General features: G+C 42.3%; 15 protein-coding genes and 1 riboswitch. Of the genes, 4 read left to right on the top strand and 11 right to left on the bottom strand.

The window, feature by feature from the left end; translation table 11 throughout:
• Positions 1-14: 14 nt before the first annotated feature.
• From IEW48_RS09605 to IEW48_RS09590, 4 genes are all read left to right on the top strand, one after another.
• On the top strand, positions 15-1256 hold the full coding sequence (locus IEW48_RS09605; RefSeq protein WP_188623584.1) for a DUF58 domain-containing protein: 1242 nt from the start codon (positions 15-17) through the stop codon (positions 1254-1256).
• Complete coding sequence (locus tag IEW48_RS09600; RefSeq protein WP_188623583.1) at positions 1228-3465, top strand: transglutaminase TgpA family protein; 2238 nt, start codon at positions 1228-1230, stop codon at positions 3463-3465. Before IEW48_RS09605 ends, IEW48_RS09600 begins: the two co-directional genes overlap by 29 nt.
• 107 nt (positions 3466-3572) lie before the next feature.
• Entirely contained in the window at positions 3573-5111 is a 1539-nt protein-coding gene (guaA, locus tag IEW48_RS09595; protein WP_188623582.1) for a glutamine-hydrolyzing GMP synthase, read from the top strand.
• A gap of 164 nt (positions 5112-5275) precedes the next feature.
• Positions 5276-5377: riboswitch (purine riboswitch) on the top strand.
• 123 nt (positions 5378-5500) lie between these two features.
• Entirely contained in the window at positions 5501-6817 is a 1317-nt protein-coding gene (locus IEW48_RS09590; protein ID WP_188623581.1) for an NCS2 family permease, read from the top strand.
• A 261-nt stretch (positions 6818-7078) separates the two neighbouring features.
• On the opposite strand, the gene IEW48_RS09585 is transcribed toward IEW48_RS09590, so the two are convergent.
• From IEW48_RS09585 to IEW48_RS09535, 11 genes are all read right to left on the bottom strand, one after another.
• Positions 7079-8236 (bottom strand): IS256 family transposase, encoded by a 1158-nt coding sequence (locus IEW48_RS09585; RefSeq protein WP_188623580.1) that lies wholly within the window; start codon positions 8234-8236, stop codon positions 7079-7081.
• A gap of 164 nt (positions 8237-8400) precedes the next feature.
• Positions 8401-9402, bottom strand: a complete 1002-nt coding sequence (locus IEW48_RS09580; protein WP_188623579.1) for a D-2-hydroxyacid dehydrogenase — start codon at positions 9400-9402, stop codon at positions 8401-8403.
• A gap of 2 nt (positions 9403-9404) precedes the next feature.
• Positions 9405-10625: an aminotransferase-like domain-containing protein gene (locus IEW48_RS09575; RefSeq protein WP_188623578.1), complete on the bottom strand. Its 1221-nt coding sequence runs from the start codon at positions 10623-10625 to the stop codon at positions 9405-9407.
• Positions 10626-10704: 79 nt separating this feature from the next.
• Positions 10705-11562 (bottom strand): D-amino-acid transaminase, encoded by an 858-nt coding sequence (gene dat, locus IEW48_RS09570; RefSeq protein ID WP_188623577.1) that lies wholly within the window; start codon positions 11560-11562, stop codon positions 10705-10707.
• Positions 11543-12742 carry an MFS transporter gene (locus IEW48_RS09565; protein ID WP_188623576.1) on the bottom strand — a complete coding sequence of 400 codons (1200 nt, stop codon included), beginning with the start codon at positions 12740-12742 and terminating at the stop codon, positions 11543-11545. Before IEW48_RS09565 ends, dat begins: the two co-directional genes overlap by 20 nt.
• Before the next feature lie 54 nt (positions 12743-12796).
• Positions 12797-13789 carry an ABC transporter ATP-binding protein gene (locus IEW48_RS09560; RefSeq protein WP_042383787.1) on the bottom strand — a complete coding sequence of 331 codons (993 nt, stop codon included), beginning with the start codon at positions 13787-13789 and terminating at the stop codon, positions 12797-12799.
• Between the two features lies 1 nt (position 13790).
• Positions 13791-14777: an ABC transporter ATP-binding protein gene (locus IEW48_RS09555; RefSeq protein ID WP_188623575.1), complete on the bottom strand. Its 987-nt coding sequence runs from the start codon at positions 14775-14777 to the stop codon at positions 13791-13793.
• A gap of 23 nt (positions 14778-14800) precedes the next feature.
• Positions 14801-15685, bottom strand: coding sequence for an ABC transporter permease (locus IEW48_RS09550; RefSeq protein WP_188623574.1), 885 nt, complete (start codon positions 15683-15685; stop codon positions 14801-14803).
• Between the two features lie 237 nt (positions 15686-15922).
• Positions 15923-16861 (bottom strand): ABC transporter permease, encoded by a 939-nt coding sequence (locus IEW48_RS09545; protein WP_188623573.1) that lies wholly within the window; start codon positions 16859-16861, stop codon positions 15923-15925.
• Between the two features lie 16 nt (positions 16862-16877).
• Positions 16878-18530, bottom strand: coding sequence for an ABC transporter substrate-binding protein (locus IEW48_RS09540; RefSeq protein ID WP_188623572.1), 1653 nt, complete (start codon positions 18528-18530; stop codon positions 16878-16880).
• A gap of 353 nt (positions 18531-18883) precedes the next feature.
• The coding region (locus IEW48_RS09535; RefSeq protein ID WP_188623571.1) for an ISL3 family transposase at positions 18884-19953 on the bottom strand (1070 nt) is incomplete at its 5' end.

The raw sequence follows: 19953 nt of genomic DNA, 5'->3' as shown, positions 1-19953 counted from the left end.
CTAGGAGTGATCCCATGTCTTCTCCCCCCTCTCGAGGATTGTTTACCATTTTGGTTTTGCTTTTCGCCACATATGTCTTTGGCAAATTTCAAGGTGGCTTTGTCAGCTGGTTTATTTTCTATGCCTATCTGCCAGTTGCATCCGTCTCCTTATTTCAATATTTTTTTGGCTTAAGTGGGGTGACGGTGACCCGGAAGGTGGATAAAACGAGATGTGTGGCCGGTGAAGCACTCGAAGTCACTCTGGTCATCCATAATCCTTACAGACTGCCCCTGGTTTATCTCGTGCTTAAGGATCACCTTCCGGCAAAGCTGAAAGCACGAACATCAGGGCCTGAACTTGTGGTCCATCCCTGGTTTAAACGCGCGTTTAAAGTCACGTACCAGATCGAAAATCTTCCCCGGGGCAGTTACCAGTGGCAGCGGTTAGAGCTTCTGACAGGGAACTGGTTTGGGCTGATCAGCTGCTCTAAAACGGTGGAAGAGAAGCAAACTTTGCTTGTTTACCCTCGCTATCAGGAAATTGTCAGCTGGTCGATTGGAAATGATCTTCATTCAGGGATGGTCCGTGCCGCCCGTGTCAAAAAAAGGGAAGAAACGGCTTCCGTGATCGGGGCAAGGGACTATGCCCCCGGGGACCGTCTGGCCCGTATCCATTGGAAAGCCAGCGCCAAAAGTGCGGGGCTTAAAACAAAAGAATTCGAACATCAGGTCAGCCATGATGTGATGCTGTTTTTAGACCGGGAAAGGCAAGCTTATGGAGATGAAGAACATCCATTGTTTGAAATGGCCGTATCCCTGGCCGCTTCTCTGGCCCGCTATGCTTTAAAGCATCGTTTTTCCTGCGGTTTGGTGTCTTACGGACAGACCCCTGTTGTACTTCCCCCTAGGCGGGAAAGCGAGCAGCTCTACCGCATTTTTGAACATTTGGCCCATGTTAAAGCTGATGCGACCTATGCTTTTGGCAACACGGTGCTCCGTGAAGTGGTGCATTTGCCGAGGGGAACAACGGCCGTTATGCTTTCACCGGTGCTTAATAAACAAATGGCCATGTTGTTGGCCGACTTATCTTACCGCAAAATGAAAGCCGCATTTTTTTGGATTAAAGGGGGTCGGGAGGCGTCACCGGCTGAGCAACAATATCTTTTGCTACTCCACAAGGAGGGTATCCCCGTGTACATGATTGCATCAGCATCATTTCCCTCTCGCCTGTCAAGGAGTGAGATAGATGCTTCTTTTGCCCAAACACCAAGCTAGACCACTGTATCCCTTTCCAGCTATGGCCATGATCATTTTGCTCACCTTGCTGTTTTGGGAGTGGTTGCGGCCGCTTCCCCTGTTAACAGCTACACATGCTGTTTATCCCTTTGTGCTTTTCTTTGCCGCTGTCTTGGGGTTAAAAGTCCTAAGTGTGAAATGGTATATCTCCCTTCCGCTGCTCAGTTTCATGGTACTTTTCTTTATTCATCAGTTATACTTTACCGTTCCGTTGTTCAGTGTGAGTTGGTTAGCCTATCTCGTCCAGGATGTGCTTGGAGCTGTCCTGTTTATTTTGCAGCGAGAATGGGTCAGTGTGTCCTTTTTAAGCCGGACTTTGTTCTTTTTTGTGCTTATTTGGCTGATTGCCTTGTCCTTATATCAAAGTGTGTTGCTTAGGCAAAGGGCGTTGTACTTTGTGGTTATGACCATCACTTATCTGGCTGTTTTGGATACTTTTACCCCCTTTGAGGCCCAAGCAGCGGTTATTCGTGCAGTAATAAGCGGATTTTTGCTCCTGTCCTTAGTGCAATGGTGGCGCATTGCCCGGCAAACAGAAGCTCAACAACGGCTGGAATCAGTCGCCCGGCCCTTGAGCTGGCTGGCGATGAGTTTGATTATTATCTTGGTGGCGGCAGGTGTGGCTTATACAGCCCCAAAAGCGGAGCCTGCCTGGCCAGATCCGGTAGCTTTTATTCAGGGCTACGGGGAAGGTTCCGGGATGAAGGAGAAGGGCGTGCAGCGCGTTGGCTATGGGGGTTCGGATAAGGTGCTGGGCGGCCCGTTCATCCAGGATGATACAGTGGTGTTCCATGCCTTGACAGATACCCTTCATTATTGGCGGGGAGAATCGCGGGATTATTACAACGGCCGGGGCTGGGAAAATACTGACAGCATGGAAATTTTCTTTCCCTTTGAAGAAGTAGGCCAAATCAAAACAGAAATGGGATTTTCCTTAACAGAAAGCGGAACTGAAACAGAGATCATCCGGGCAGAGTTGTATTATGAAGGGGAGCGGTCCCAGCTGTTCTACCCAGGGGACCCCCTTGAGTTGCGCGTTTTTGCCGATACCGATGTTGTTCTCGGCTGGGACATATTTTCTGGCAGATGGTATAGTTATGCCCGGAGCGGCCGTCATCAGCCTGCCCCGCTTGCAGGGTATGAGCTCGTCAGCGAGTACCCGTCCTATTCAGTTAAGGCTTTAAAGGAAACCAACAAAGAACAAGTGCCTCCAGAGATCATGAACCGTTACACCCAACTGCCAGATTCACTGCCGGACAGAGTGCGGGAACTGGCCCAGGAAGCGGCGGCAGGGGCAGCGACCATGTATGACCAGGTGCGGGCCATTGAGTCCTACTTTCGCCGGAACGGCTATGAATATGAAACAGAGGATGTCCCTGTACCTGGTCCTGATGAGGATTATGTAGACCAGTTTTTGTTTGAAACAAAACGGGGTTACTGTGACAACTTTTCCTCAGCGATGGTTGTGATGTTGCGCACCTTGGATATTCCGGCCCGCTGGGTAAAAGGGTTTACTTCCGGCGAAGTAGTGGAACGCACAGACGGCAAGTTGACTACAGTGGTACGCAATAAAAATGCCCATTCCTGGGTTGAAGTGTACTTCCCGGGTACCGGCTGGGTTCCCTTTGAGCCGACCCGCACGTTTCAGAATCCTTATCAATTTGTGCAAGATGATGTGGAGCTGAGCCAAGAGCAGGAGATGGCTGCTGTAGAGGAAGACTTTTTGGAGCAACAGCTGGCTGAACGCTTGGAGCATGAGGACAGTGAGCCGGCAGCGGCGTTAACCGATGAACAAGGTTCAGCAGCCGGGTTTAAGACGGCAGGTTGGATGGCGGCAGCGGGATTGGTATGTGTGTTGCTGCTCAGCTTGACGGTCCTCTTGTTTTGGCGCAAAGTGATCTTATCCTGGGTGATCTGGCGTTACCGGCAAGGCATGGACCGTGAGTGGCTGCTGAACACCTACGCCCTGTTGATTCGTTATCTGGGACGGTTTATTAAACCTAAGCACCCTTCCCAAACCTTGCGCGAATACATCCTGTCCCTGGAAACCCATTTGGATCCGGACAACATCAATCCTTTAATCCGCTCCTTTGAAGAAACCCGGTACGGCAACCGCCAACCCTCTGTCTCAAGAATGAGACAGGTTTATCAGATCTGGCAGGCCGTGATGAAGCAGTTAAAATCATGAGCAAGGCAAAAATTGAAGGTTGACCTTTGGCTTGGGGACTGTTAGAAATAAAAAGAAAACAAACATGCTTGACAGAGAGGACTCAAACAGATAGGAGGACATCTTCAATGGAAAGACCAGCTGAAATGATAGTAGTACTTGATTTTGGGGGGCAGTATAACCAGCTGATTGCCAGGCGCATCCGTGAGCTGGGGGTGTATAGTGAACTGCTGCCTTACCATGTGCCGGCAGATAAAATACGGGAACTCAACCCCAAAGGGATCATTTTTTCAGGCGGTCCTAACAGTGTGTATGACGAAGGGGCTCCCCGTTGTGACCAGCGCATTTTTGAACTGGGCCTCCCCATTTTGGGGATTTGTTATGGCATGCAACTTTTGTCTCACCATTTTGGAGGACAGGTTGAAAAAGCGCAGCATCGGGAATATGGGAAGGCGAAACTCCGTTTAAATACCACTTCCCGTTTGTTTAAGGGACTTCAAGAGGAGCAGGTTGTGTGGATGAGTCACGGGGACCTGGTGAAAGAACCTCCTTCCGGGTTTCTCGTTACGGCGGAAAGCCCGTCTTGTCCGGTGGCGGCGATGGAAGATGCGGATCGCGGGTTGTATGCTGTTCAGTTTCATCCCGAGGTTAAACATACCTTAAATGGTATGGACATGTTAAAACGGTTCGTTTATGACGTGTGTGGTTGTCAAGGTGAATGGACGATGGGTGCGTTTATTGATCAAGCCGTGGCAGCCATCCGGGAACAAGTGGGAGATAAAAAGGTGCTGTGTGCTTTGAGCGGAGGGGTGGACTCCTCGGTTGTGGCTACCCTGGTTCACCGCGCCATCGGTGACCAACTCATTTGCATATTTGTGGACCACGGCTTGTTGCGCAAAGGTGAAGCGGAAAGTGTCATGCAAACCTTCTCCGACAAGTTTCAGATGAATGTGATCAAAGTGGACGCCCGCCAGCGCTTCTTGCAAAAGCTAAAAGGGGTTTCTGATCCGGAACAGAAGCGTAAAATTATTGGCAATGAGTTTATCTATGTGTTTGAAGAGGAAGCAGGCAAGTTAGAAGGCATTGAGTTTCTGGCCCAAGGAACGCTGTATACGGATATTATAGAAAGCGGAACGGAAACAGCCCAAACGATTAAATCCCACCATAACGTGGGCGGGCTGCCGGAAGAGATGAAGATGGACCTTATTGAGCCCCTTAATACGCTGTTTAAGGATGAAGTGCGCAAATTAGGGGAAGAACTGGGGCTCCCAGAAGAAATTGTGTGGCGTCAGCCTTTTCCTGGTCCCGGCCTGGCTATCCGGGTGCTGGGCGAAGTGACTGAAGAGAAATTGGAGATTGTGCGGGAATCAGACTATATCTTACGGGAGGAAATTAAAAAGGCCGGCCTGGAGCGGGAGATTTGGCAATACTTTACCACCTTGCCCAACATACGCTCTGTCGGCGTGATGGGGGATGCCCGCACTTACGATTATACAGTGGGAATCAGGGCTGTAACCTCTGTGGACGGTATGACAGCTGACTGGGCGCGCATTCCTTATGAAGTATTAGAAACGATCTCCAACCGCATTTGCAATGAAGTGCCCGGCGTCAACCGCGTGGTGTATGATATCACCTCCAAGCCACCGGCCACGATTGAGTGGGAGTAACAGACCAGAAAGATGTGTATGCGGAAATGTATTACACGAACTTTTTTATACCAAATACAAAAAATGTTCGTCTTTTATATTGACAAAATCCGACCGATTTTTTACACTGAAGATGTTCAGTTTTGTGTTTATGCATCACGTTCGTTAAAACAGGGTGCTCCGTGTAAAAATATGTGTGTTTCGCGCGTATATGCCTGAGAATATGGCTCAGGTGTCTCTACCAGGCAACCGTAAATTGCTTGACTACGTGCGGAGAAACAGGAATGAAGAGGTCCTCCTCTGTCATTTCAGCATCTCTGCATGTCATTTTCACTCAGTAGCAAAGCCTAGGTAGAAAGAGCCTAGGCTTTTTTCTTGCCATCAAGTTATATGAAATGAGGAGGAGCAAAATGGAGCGTTATTTTGAATTTGAAAAGCACCAAACGACTTACCGGCAAGAGTTTGTGGCAGGTTTGACCACTTTTTTGGCTATGGCTTACATTTTGTTCGTTAATGCTTTTATTTTGGCTGATGCCGGGATGGACCCAGGGGCTGTCTTTGTAGCAACGGCACTTGCCTCAGCGATTGGCTGTTTAATTATGGGGTTGTGGGCTAAATATCCGATTGCCTTGGCGCCAGGCATGGGGCTGAATGCTTTCTTTGCTTATACCGTCGTGATAGGCATGGGAATTCCCTGGCAAGCAGCGCTAGCAGGTGTACTGGTATCGGGTGTCATTTTCTTTATTTTGACGATTACCAAAGTGCGCGAAACGATCATTAATGCGATTCCTCTGCAGCTCAAATTGGCCGCTGGTGCAGGGATTGGTTTCTTTATTGCCTTCATTGGTATGAAAAATGCTGGTATTATCGAGGCCGATGAAGTCACTTTTGTGCGTTTGGGTGAATTAACTGCGCCTCCGACATTGCTGGCTATTTTCGGGCTTGTCATTACCGCCTTGTTTATGATCCGTGGTTTTAAAGGCGGCATCTTCTATGGGCTGATCTTAACCGCATTGGCCGGTATGGTGGCAGGTATTGTTTCTGTTCCATCCGCCATTGTGTCCAGTGTACCCAGCATTGCGCCAACATTTGGGGAGGCCATCACTTATCCTTTAAGTCATCCGGAAGAGTTCTTTACGGCCCAAATGCTGGTTGTTATTTTTACCTTCTTGTTCGTTGACTTTTTTGATACGGCAGGAACATTGATGGCGGTAGCCAACCAGGCTGGGTTTTTGAAAAACAACAAGCTCCCCCGGGCGAACCGGGCGCTGGCTTCAGACTCTATTGCGACAATTGCCGGAGCTGTGCTGGGGACTTCGACCACAACCTCTTATCTTGAATCTTCGGCTGGGGTCGCTGCGGGCGGGCGCACCGGTTTTACCTCTATGGTCGTGGCGGGCTTGTTCTTGGTTTCTCTCTTCTTCTCCCCGTTATTAGAAATCTTTTTGGAGCATCCAGGATTGACGTCTCCGGCGCTCATTATTGTCGGGGTGTTGATGGCGAGTGCGCTGGCATCTATTGAATGGAACAAGCTTGAGTTTGCCATTCCGGCCTTCATTACGATTATTGCCATGTCTTTAACCTTTAGCATTGCGACCGGGATCGCCTTAGGATTTATCTTGTATCCGTTGACCAAAATCTTTAAAGGGGAATATAGGGACGTTCATCCTATGATGTATGTGTTGTTCTTTGTCTTCTTAGCTTACTTTATCTGGTTAGCAGAATAGAGGCTGTCACAGTTTATGGCTTGTCGGCTTTTAACTTACCTCCGACAGAAGTCTCCCACTTCTAAGCGAAGCGAAAGTGGGAGATGAATGTCGGTTTGATGTGGTACCGTCAAGAATTTTGTGTAATGTAAATGGGGTAGGGTTTCTCTGAAATGGATTTGATTTGATAGGGGACTGATTTTCTCCACACAGTAGACTGAATATTCAGTCTCATGTGTGGAAAGGGAGAATCCCCCTATTTTGTTTATTTACAGTATTTGGTTAATGATAACGTTCTTCAAACATTCGCTCGAGGGCTTCATGCGCTTCGGCAAATCCTCGCAACTTTCGCCCTGCCCATTTCTCGTTAAAGTCCTGTATCGTCAAATATACGACTTTTTCTAAACTGCTCAAACTGTTCATCGGTTTTAGGCGTTTCCGAATCTCCTTGATCGTTCGTTCGATGGCATTGGTCGTATAAATCACACTTCGAATACTGCTTGGATAGTCCATAAAGGTGAGAAGGACATCCAACTCATTTGCCCAAGATTGAACTTCTCTCGGATACTTGCTGGACCATTTCGACTCAAACTGTTGAAACATTTGTAACGCCATCTCCTTATTCGGCGCGCGATAAATCAGCTTGAGATCCTCGGCCACTTCGAATTGGTCTTTTTTCCGAACACGGCTGAGGGTGTTGCGGACTTTGTGCACGACACAGCGCTGCACATCAGCTTTCGGATACACCGCCTTAAAGGCTTCCTCCAGCCCCGGTAGTCCATCGAATACGCCCAGAAGCACTTCCTTGACGCCTCTTTTGTAGAGCTGTTGGAGAATCTCCCGCCATCCATAGGCGCTTTCTTGTCCTCCCACGAAGAAATCCAGAATTTCGCGATATCCTTCTTCATTCACTCCTAATACCACATAAATAACTTCTTTCTCTACCGTATCCCGGCGAAGTTTCACGTACAAGCCGTCCAAATATAAGACCGAATAACGCTGGTGTAGTGGACGAGCGTGCCATTTCTCGATGTCTTCCTTCACGACATCGGTAATCCGGCTGATCGTCGCAGGAGAATAGGTGCTTCCTAGAATTCGTTCGATAAACTTGCCAATTTCCCGTGTACTCATGCCACTTTGATACATCCTAATCATTGCTTCCTCCAGCCAGCCGGTGTGCCGTTGGTAAGGGGCAAACAACTGTGTTTGAAATTCCCCGTTTCGGTCTCTTGGAACCAAAAGACCCTCAATCCGGCCATATTGCGTATCTAGATTTCGTTGATAGTAGCCGTTTCTCATATTGGATGTGTCCGCCTGTTCGATTTCGAGGAAATGTTTGATTTCTTCCCGCATAATCAGCTCTAATTTTTCCTTCACAAACTGACGAATGACACTTTCCAGTTGATTTGCCCAGTCTACATTCGGTATACTTTTAGACATAGGTAGGGTACTCCTTTCTCTAAGATTTTTGGTTCAAATCAGAGAATACCCTACCTTTTTTCTTTTTGCCTAGCAAAATGCTTTACACAAAATTTTATACATCATCAATCTTATATATACATCAAGAATTGATATTAATTTTTACTGTGTGAAAATTGAGTTATTTAATACCCCAACTGTTTATCTACGATATTGATCAATGGCTTACCTTCTGAAAAAAGCTTAAGGTTCCGCATAAACAAGTCCATATATCGATCCATTGTTTTCGGCGAATAGTATGCATTATGAGGCGAAACAATCACATTTTCCAATTGCCAAAAAGGATGTTCTTTCGGAAGCGGTTCTACCTCAAAAACATCTAAAGCTGCTCCAGCAATCCTATTATTAATCAAGCATTCTATTAAATCTTCTTCCACTACCGTATTTCCGCGGCCAACATTAATCAAATAGCTTCCTTGTTTCATTTTTCTTAATCGTTCCCTATTGAAGAAATGAACAGTTTCCCTTGTTGAAGGAAGAGCCAGCACTAAAAAATCTGAATGGGAAATCACGTCGTCAACTTGGTCCATCCCAACTACTATGTTCGCTGGCTCAAACTCGCGATTCTTTTTTCCTAGGTTACGCCGGCAACCAATTACTTGCATCCCTAGTGATCGACATCTTTTTGCAATTTCAAAACCAATTTCTCCATAACCAATAATCCCAACAGTAGCATTTTCCAAATCTATTACAGGAATTCTTTCCCATTTTCGTTCTTTTTGATTCCGAATCATTGTAGGAACTCCTCGTGCGAAAGAGGTGATCATAGCAATAGTATGCTCGGCAATTGGTACAGAAGTGCAACCTTTAGTATTCGTAATAATCACATCACTGTTAATAACATCATCATTTATCATTGCATCCGTCCCTACACTTATAGACTGAACCCATTGCACATTTGGAGCATTTTTTAAAATATGAAGAGGATCATGTAATCCTAAAGTAAGAATTACATTGCATTCAGATAAATCAGAACTCGGAACAGGTTCTGGTTGACCGTATTTCCATGGTTCAACAATTACCATTGAACAAATCTCTTTCAATTTATCGATATATTCTTGAGGAATGTCAATCCTGATATAAACATTTGGCGATATTTTCTTAGTTTTGACAGATAAATTAGACATTTTTACACTCCTCCTCCTAATACATCGAATTTCTTTTTGTACTCAAAGTAGGAATCTGCTATCCAACTAATTCCTTTCCGAATCTGCTCCTCATTACAATATGTGAAGCAAAGGCGGAGATGGTTTGTCTCTACATTTCCAAAATAGAAATGTCTTCCATCAATATAACTGACACCTCTGTCAATCGATTGTTGTAAAAAACCGGTCGTATCTACATCGTTAGGAAATGTTAACCAAATGAAAAATCCGCCATCTGGGATGATAAAAGAAACATTATCACCAAAATAATCATTGATAGATTGGATCATTGCATCTCTCCTAGAACGATAGCAATGGATTAATTGGTTAAGATGTCTATCAAAATCCATATTACTTAAAAATTGAGAAGTAATTTCCTGTACAAATACACTTGTGGCACCATCAGATTTTAACATTTTCATTTTTTCTAGTATTCGCTTATCAGTAATTGTCCATCCCATTCGTATTCCAGGTGCAACAATTTTAGAAAATGTACTTAGATAGATAACTCGTTCCGGGCCAAAAGAATAAATGGCTGGGAGATATTTCCCTGAAAAGCTTAATTCGACATAAGCATCATCTTCCACCACGAAAAAGTTATATTCATAGGCAAGTTCAGCAAGTTTTTTTCTTCTTTCCACCGAAAGACTAACTCCACTAGGATTATGATAATTCGGCATAACATATAAAAATTTCGGTATGGGTTTATTATTCTTTCTAGCATCAATAAGCGCTTGCTCGACTAAATCAACCCTTAATCCATATTCATCAATCGGAAAAGAGGTTAATTGCACTTCTGCTAAAAGGAATAAACGTATTGCCCCGAAAAAAGAAGGTGATTCTATCCAAACGTGATCTCCTGGATCTGTCAGCGTCCTAGTGACTAAGTCAATTCCCTGCATTGATCCTGTAGTAATCATAATATTGCTATCTTCTACTTCAATGGAACGTAATAAAGCGCGTTGTTTAATCCATTGAATCACCTTTTGCTGACCAATTCCTCCCGTGTATTGTAAAGCTTCCTTTCCTTGTGTTTGTAGTGCAGTCACTGAAGCGCTGGACAATTGTTTAACAGGAAGCAGCTCCGGAGCAGGAAATCCGAATGAAAGTGGGATTACATTTGATTGTTTGCCCGAAAAAGCTGCCCCGACTAAAGGCAAATGAGGAAAACGTTTAGAAAATGTAAACTCTTGAGCTATTTGCATATGGCCACACTCCCTAAATGAAAGTTTGATAAAGTAAGTTAACTTACATGCTTTTGAACAGGTTTGCTAGATTTTTTAGTCATGATGAATAATGAATGGAAGAGGCAGGGAAAATAAGTTTATCAAATAACGATTGAAGTTTCCCCGTTAGTACTCCCGGGGCTCCATTCCCTATTTTCACTCCATCAATCTCTATAACTGGACAAATCTCATGTATAGTACTTGTAATAAATATCTCATCCATTTCGAATAATTCTTCTTTGGTAATAGGACTTTCTTCGACTGCTACACCTATTTCATTCAATAACCGAAGAACTAACTGTCGAGTAATGCCATTTAGAATGTAATGGTTCGCTGGGTGTGTAAAACATTTCCCCTCGCGGATCGCAAATACATTCGAACTGCTCCCTTCCGTTACAATGCCATTACGGATAAGAATTGCTTCCTCTGCCTTCGCCTCAATCGCTTTTTGCTTAGCCAATACATTTCCTAAAAGATTTAAACTTTTAATATCCACTCTTAACCATCGAATGTCATCTGCCGTAACAGCCCGAACTCCATTCTTCATTTTCATAAGCGGGCGTGCCATTTCGCGTGCATATGCGATTAAATTCGGCTTACAATTTTCCGGGAATCCGTGCGCTCTTGGAGCTGTTCCGCGAGTTACCTGTATATATACATAGCCTACTGAAACACTACTTTTTTTGATGAGCTTTAAAAGGTTTTGGTATAACTCCTCGATTCTTACCGGCAAGCTAATCATGAGCTCTTTTGCACTATATTCCAGCCTCTTGGCATGTGCCTCCCATTCAAATAGCTGACGCTCGTAAATGCGCACCACTTCATATATGCCATCCCCAAATTGATAGCCTCGATCTTCTGGATCAATAGTAAGATCTTCTCGTGAAATAATGGAATCATTTAACAAAATATCCATCTTTCCCTCCTGAATTTTGATACTCAATATTATTTTGCTGACGTGCACCGAGGTAGAAGAAAAAAAGAAAAAGCGCAAAACAGATGATTGACGAACCGATAAACGGTGCTGATGAACCAAATGTAAAAAGCCATCCAGCCAACAATGGTCCAACACTACGGCCGAAGCTATCCATGGATTGTTGCAGCCCCATCACCATTCCTTTCCCCATCTTTTCTTGTCTTGATAAAATAGCTAACAGAGTAGGACGCGCTAATGCCTGACCCGCTCCAATAAAAGCGCAGCCAATAAAGATCATCCAAAGTTGAAACGAAAAAGCAATAAACGAATACCCAAATGTTTCTAGTACTAACCCTATTTTCGCAATTTCTTCTTCCTTAAATTTCCTGTAAATAAACCCCATTATAAACATCTGAATAACGACAGCTGCCATAGATTGAGTACTAAAAGCAATACCTGTTTCACTTGCAGTGGAATTAAATCGATCAATCATAAAATAACCTAGCATCGAAAATACGCTTGAAGCAGCCACAGCTAAACCAAAGGTAATTATAAATAGCTCCCGATAACCTCGGTGGAACATGATTCTTAGAGAGCTTTTAAAGGACAAAACATTTTTCTCAGAATGTTTTTCTATTGGTTCTTTAAGAAAAATCCAAGCTAGTGGAATTGATGCAAAGCTTAATAAGCCGGCAATCATAAATGGTACCGAAACCCCTATTGGAGAAAAAATCCCTCCAACTACTGGACCACACAGGAATCCAAGAGCGTTTGCGGCAGCTAACTTTGCAAGTGCAGGTCCCCGCTTCTCCTTCCCACAATAATCAATTACCATCGCATAGGAAGCAGGTAACATCCCTGTTGAAAGAATAGCGCCAATAATTCGAATCAAGAGCAGTTGACTATACGTGTGTGCAAAAAGCAACAAGGAAAAAGCTATGCCAAACCCAAATAACCCAAAAATTAAAATGGGCTTTCTACCTATTAGGTCAATGATCCTTCCCCAAAAAGGAACGACGATAAATTGTGCAAAAGCCCATCCAGTAATAAGACTACCCATTTGGAAAGAGCTAAGCCCCATGTCTTCTGCTAAATAGGGAAGGGCTGGTAATACGATTCCATATCCTGTCATCGATAAAAATACAATAAAAGCTAATAAATAAAAGGATTTTTTTGTCATTGCATTTATTCATTCCAAAATAAAGGTGATATAATAACCAATAAATAGCTCGTCTTAATTCAAGTGACAAGCTAAATAGTGCCCCCCCCCTATATCTTTCATTACCGGTTCTTCTTCTTCACATTTAGCTATTTTAAACGGACATCGGGTATGGAAGCGACATCCTCTTGGTGGATTAAGCGGACTTGGCAACTCCCCTTCCAAAACAATACGTTCTCGACGTTCTTCCTTATTAATAACCGGTCTAGCAGAAAGAAGGGCTTGAGTGTAAGGATGGGAAGGCCGCTCAAATAGCTCCGAAGTGTGGGCAATTTCTACTAATTTCCCTAAATACATCACACCGACCCGATCTGAAATATGTTTAACCACACTTAAATCATGTGAAATAAACAAATAGGTTAAGGAATATTTTTGCTGTAGATCTTTCAGCAAATTAATTACCTGTGCTTGAACAGAGACATCCAGTGCAGAAACTGGTTCGTCACAAATTACTAGTTTTGGATTTAAGGCTAATGCTTTTGCAATACCAATGCGCTGTCGCTGCCCACCTGAAAATTCATGTGGATATCGATCTTTCATTTTTGGAGAAAGGCCTACTGTTTCCATTAATTCTTCTACTTTTTTCTTTCGTTCTGACAATTTGCCTATACGATGAATCGTCAATGGTTCCATAATAATTTCTTCGACTGTCATTCGCGGATGCAATGATGCATATGGGTCTTGAAACACAATTTGCATCTCACGCCGAGCCATTTTTAATTCTTCTTCTGAATACTTTAGGATATTCTTTCCTTCAAAATATACTTCTCCATTTGTCGGCTCAATGAGTCTTAATATCGAACGACCGGTTGTGCTTTTTCCACATCCTGATTCTCCTACAAGCGCTAATGTTTCTCCTCGATAAATAGTGAAATTCACATCATCAACTGCTTTGATAATTCCATTTTTTTCTCCTTTTAATTTTTGAAAAAAGTTTTTCTTAATAGGGTAATATTTCCTTAATCTTTTAATTTCCATTAATGATTCTTTTTTTTGTAGGCTTTGCATTTTACAAGACCTCCTCTGAGCTTTCTTTATATTTCCAGCAACTCACCTTCCTGGCACCTTCTACATGTACAAATGGTGGTTCTTGGGTATAGCAACGACCTTCCGCAAGGGGACAGCGATCTTGAAAAACACAACCTTCCTTAATATCCCCTGGTAAAGGAACACGACCGGGAATGGAATAAATTCGATCCACTTTTTCTTCCAAAGAAGTAACAGATTTCAGCAATCCCTTTGTATACGGATGAATTGGATTATTAAATAACTCATCTTTGCTTGCCTCTTCCACCACCTTTCCTGCATACATAACAATCACCCTTTGGCAATGGTTTGCTACCACTCCTAAATCATGAGTTATAAGGATAAGAGACATATTTAGTTTCTCTCTTAAACTTGAAAGAAGCTCAAGAATCTGGGCTTGAATCGTCACATCCAATGCCGTCGTAGGTTCATCAGCGATTAATAATTGAGGTTGACAACTTATTGCCATTGCAATCATTACTCTTTGTCTCATCCCTCCAGACATTTCATGCGGATAGTTTCTCATCCTTTGCTCAGGAGAAGGAATTCCAACCATCTGCAATAGTTCAATGGCTAATTTTTCCGCTTCTTTCTTACTGACTGATTGGTGAGCGCAAATTTGTTCTGTTATTTGACGACCGATCGTTAACAAAGGATTTAATGCGGTCATTGGTTCTTGAAAAATCATCGAAATTTTGTTTCCTCTCAGTTGTCTCCAATCCTTTTTCTTTAGTTGTAACAAATTCTTGCCTTCCCATAAAATCTCGCCCCCAAAAGCAACTAATCCCTTGTTTTTCAAAAGCCCCATAACGGCCATGGAAGTCATGCTCTTTCCGCATCCAGATTCCCCTACAATCCCGAGGCTTTCTCCCTTTCTTACGGAAAAGTTAACGCCTCTTAATACCTCTGTAATTCCTTCATTATTGTAATAACCTACACGTAAATCCCTCACATCAAGTAAAGCGGACATTAATTCCTTCCTCCTTTCCAACATTATTTATTCGATTTCATTTTTGGATCAAAATAATCACGAAGAGCATCTCCTAACAAATTGATGCCCAGTATTGTGATGAACATTACTGCTCCAGGAATAAAAAGAAACCATGGTGCATTAAACATGTAATCTTTCCCTTGATTTATCATTGAACCCCAACTAGGATCGGGTGGTTGAACTCCAAGTCCTAGAAAGCTTAAGCTTGATTCAGCTAAAATTGTCGAGGCCATCCCTAATGTAGCGATTACAGTGATATTCCCATAACAGTTAGGCAGAATATAGCGAAACAAAATGCGGAATGTGCTTGCTCCTAGTGCATACCCCCCTTCAACAAACTCCCTTTCTTTTAGTGATAGGGTTTGAGCGCGAACTAGCCTGCAGATTTCCGGCCAGCTAACGAGTGCTAAAGCCAAAATTAGATTGGCAATTCCAGGCCCTAATGCTGCCATGATTGCAATCGCAAATAAAAGTCCCGGAAAACTGAACATAATATTGGTAATAGTCATAATAATCTTATCAACAACTCCACTAAAGTAGCCTGCTAAAAGTCCTAAAAGACTTCCTAGAACCACCGCAATTAATTGAACGACAATTGCAATAATCAAAGACTTCTGTCCCCCATATAAAACGCGAGTAAAAATATCCCTGCCTAGATGATCCGTTCCAAACCAATGTGCTGCAGAAGGTGGCTGTAATACTTGAGTCAAATCATTGACATTTGGATTATATGGAGCAAAGAGTGGAACAGCTATTGTTCCTAACACCACTGCTCCCATAGCTCCAATTCCAATCATGGAAAGGGAAAAACGCATTTTCCTTTTCTTTTCATTTTTTTTCGGCTGTACAACTTCCCGCTTCAGTACGGGTGAATTTACCAAATTCATACGATCATCCCCTTTTTATTCATCGAAATTACGGTACTTTATAAAAAACTTGCATCCCTGTTGTTTTAAGTTAATAGCGAGATTACTACGTACACCAAGTACCTAACCTAAGTAAAGGAAGTAGCAAGTTTGTTGTATTAACCTAATTTACAGACATAGCACTCCAAAAGTTGTATTCCTGCAACTGCTCCCACAGGAGTTTTTCATAGAATTTTTCATGCCATTTCCTTTTTCTTGTTAAGTATCCAGCCGTATTCTCGGATCAATCCATCGGCAAAAAATATCAGTAATTAAGTTAATGATTAAAAACACGCTAGTAATAAAAACAACACATCCCTGTACTGTAGGAAGATCTCTTTGTAAAATACCGTCAACAAGTAACCGCCCGATTCCTGGAAGTGCAAAAATTGTTTCCGTTATAACAGCTCCGGAAAGCAGAAAGCCCATCTGAACACCAATAATCGTCATAATTGGAGGAAGTGCATTTTTTAAAGCATGTAGCAAAACAACACGCCAAGAAGAGATCCCTTTTGCATATGCTGTTGTCATAAAATCCATTTTCAAGATATCAATCATGGAAGACCGTGTAATTCTAGCAATTACTCCGCATACGCCCAATCCAAGAGTTATCGAAGGCAAGATTAAAAATTTCAATTCTCCTGAAGCATAGCCAGAAGCAGGTAATAGTTGAAACTTCACAGCAAATATATACATCAAAATCAAACCAATAAGGAAAGAAGGTAAGGATACACCAGCAATGGAAAATGAGCTTACTAAAGAGTCAAGCCAAGATCCTCGTTTTAAAGCACCAATGATACCTATCGTTATCCCAAAAACGATGGCCACAATTAATCCAAGGAATGTAATTTGTGCCGTTACAGGAATTCTTTCTAATAAAAGATCTGTAACAGGACTTCTTGTTTGATAAGACGTACCTAAATCACCTTGTACAAACCCTTGAATAAAATGTAAATATTGTAAAGGAAGAGGATCATTAAGACCCCATTCCTCACGAATCTGTTCGATTACTTTTTTATCCATCGAACCGCCGCGGGCATCCATTAATTGCGTTACCGGATCCCCAGGGATAACGTTCATCAAAATAAACGTAATCAAAGTTATGGCAATCCATATCGGAATTGCACCGAGCAAACGTTGGACAGCGTAGCCAACCATCTAGCTCCCTCCTTGGTTATTTCATTTTTTCGTCAATCCACACTTTTGTCAAATCTTGGTAATCAATGTCAGTTGGCACTGGCTGCAAACCCTTAACCCACGGTTGATGTACAATAACTGCTTTATTGTAGTTAAAGAACCACCAAGGTGCATCCTTCATAATTAAATCCTCCGCTTGCTGCACCAAGCTAATCATTTTGTCTTCATCTGTCGTTTGCGCCGCCTCGTCAAGCAAGGCATCTACTTTTTCATTTTTGTAATATCCAGTGTTCCCCGAAGCTCCAAAGTATTTACTATGAAAATAACGTGTGAGATATTCAACAGGATGGGTTTGCCCGCCGTTTGAATACATAGCCGCATCAAAATCTCCAGCGTTAACGCGATCCAAGAGTGATGCAAAATCAACTTGTTCTATTTTCACTTTAATTCCAACTTTCTCCAAGTATCCACTTAATGCTTCAACTGCTGGTAAACCAAAGGCAGGATGATCAGTCGTTAAGATTTTTAAGGTAAAACCATCCTCATACCCAGCTTCCTTCAGTAATTCTTTTGCTTTTTCTGGGTTGTATTTGTACGTAGTAACATTCTTGTTGTATCCCTTAATCGTAGGCGGTAAGATTCCTACCGCAGGATAAGCTTTTCCTTGAAGAACCGCTTTAATAATAGAATCTCTGTCAATAGCATAGTTGATAGCTTGTCGTACACGAACATCTTGCCAAGGGCCTTTTTTCTTCAAATTAAACTTCAGGTTTCTTGTAAATAATTCAGGCACTTCAATTATTTGATTTTTAAAAGTAGGATCATTTTTATATTTAGGGTATTGAGCATCACCTAACACCATCATATCTAACTGTTTGGAAGCAAATGCATTGTCACGAGTGGATTGATCCGTCATAATCTTATAAACTACTTCATCCAAATAAGGTCTTCCCCCATAATACTCTTTATTTCCTTCAAGAACGATTTCACTATCCCTTATCCAGCTCTTAAATTTAAATGGACCTGCTCCAACCGGCTCTTGTCCAAACTTTTCTCCCTTTTCCTCCACTACCTCTTTTGGAACAGCAGCTGCATAAGGAAGAGACATAATGGTTAAAAATGTATTATCTGGTTTAGTAAGAGTAATTTCTAGATTGTATGGATCAATTACTTTGATGCCACTAACTTCTTTGCTTTTCCCATCAATAAACTCTTGGGCTCCTTTAATAATTGTTAAACTTCCGGCATTTGGAGAAGCAGTTTTCGGATTCAAAACTCTTTCTAAAGAATATTTAAAATCTTCCGCAGTCACTTCCCGTCCGTTATGGAATAACACACCTTTTCTTAGCTTAAATGTATAAACCAATCCATCATCGCTGATTTTCCAACTCTCAGCATTTGCAGGATTAAACACTCCTTTTACTGCATCAAAGCGAATAAGAGGTTCAAAAATATTCCATGTAATCATAGAAGTAGAGGTTCCATGTGCACGTATCGCAGGATCCAAGTTCTGCGGGTCACCATAAATAGCTGCTCTAACTAACTTTCCTCCATATGTTGGCTTAGTATTACTTTCAGAGGAATCCGAACCACCTGATGTCGAATTGCTAGAGCTGCTGTTGCTACATGCACTTAAAATCATCATAATTGTCATAACCACTAAGAAGATTCGATAGATTTTTCCTTTCATCATCGTCCCTCCATCACTTTTAAAAATTAAATTGAATGAATAGTAGTTAATTTTTAACCGCTACATAAAATATCAGAAAATTATGTATGGTCAAAAATTATTTCTGTTATTCTTTATAATATAAAAATTTAATAAAAAATCACTATTTATGTAATAAAATATGACATAATTATTTAATTAATGTTAGGCTCTTCGCTATTTACTGTGGAATTAGCAAGAAGTAGAGAAGATTATCCTTGTCAGCTTTTCATAGTATCTCTATTCTCGGGAGAGCCCTCAAGCCCAAACCGCTTGACCGCTCTCCCGAGAATAGAGGTGGGTGTTATTAAGCTGACAAGGAATAAGTCCAGCCCTTAGGGCTGAGCTACAACATCTAACTTATTAGCCGTTGCATAAACCATACTGATGAAGTTTTTGGTTGTTCTATAGCCCCTTGCTTTACGTTTTGATGCTTGAACGAGACTGTTAATGCCTTCAAGAAGGCCATTTGTGATTTTTGTTTGGAACCATCGAAGGATACCCTCTTGATGTCTCTTAAGGGAACGAGCGACCTCTTTTATTGGTTCAAGCTGTGAACGAATAGCCCAGTTGTACCATTCGTTGAAATATATATCGGCTAAGATTGCCGGATACGTCCAAAAGTCTTGAAGGGCAAGTTTAATCTTGTATGCTCTAGCTGTTTTTAAGTTTGTATCTTTGAGTTTGATCAGCTGTTCACGCTGTTTAGCCGTAAGGTTTTGTTCGTTTTTCAACCAGATGTATCGTGTCTTTTTTAAGTCATCGACTTCTTTTTGTTCTGCACGACGAACGGTATCTACCGCCTCATTGACCATTTTCATGACATGAAATTTGTCATAAGTTATTTTGGCATTCGGAAATGTGCTTTCAATCCCATTGATAAAGGCGGGGGACATGTCACAGCAACACTCTTCAATTTGTGAAGCAGGTATCCCTTTATCTTCAAGGTGTTGTTTAAACTGAGATAAAACACTGGAGTCTTTGCCTTCAGTTGCAAATAAGACCTTTTTCGTATCAACATCAACAAATAATGTAATATAATCATGCCCTCTACGGACAGACGTTTCGTCAATGGCAATTCGTCTAACTGTACTCAGATCTAATTCCTGCATCGCACGATGCACATAATAGTGAAATATACGCCATAATCGAGTATCGTGTTCCCGAACTTCTCTGGCAACAGCAGCTACGGGCATTTCTTTCATCAGCGATAAGACATAAGATTCAAATTTCCAAGTGAAATGATTGTTTGGTCTTGACCACTCCACTTGGACAGTACGTGTTTTTCCGCATTGTTTACACTTCGTCCTCGGAAGACGAGCGTGTAAGTATGTCTTATATTCCCAAAAATCGAGGTGTCTCCAAGTTCTATTTTCATCTACGATATCATGGACAGGCTGATGGT

The organism is Caldalkalibacillus thermarum, from assembly GCF_014644735.1.
GTDB lineage: Bacteria > Bacillota > Bacilli > Caldalkalibacillales > Caldalkalibacillaceae > Caldalkalibacillus > Caldalkalibacillus thermarum.
This window is presented reverse-complemented; position numbering and strand designations above follow the sequence as displayed.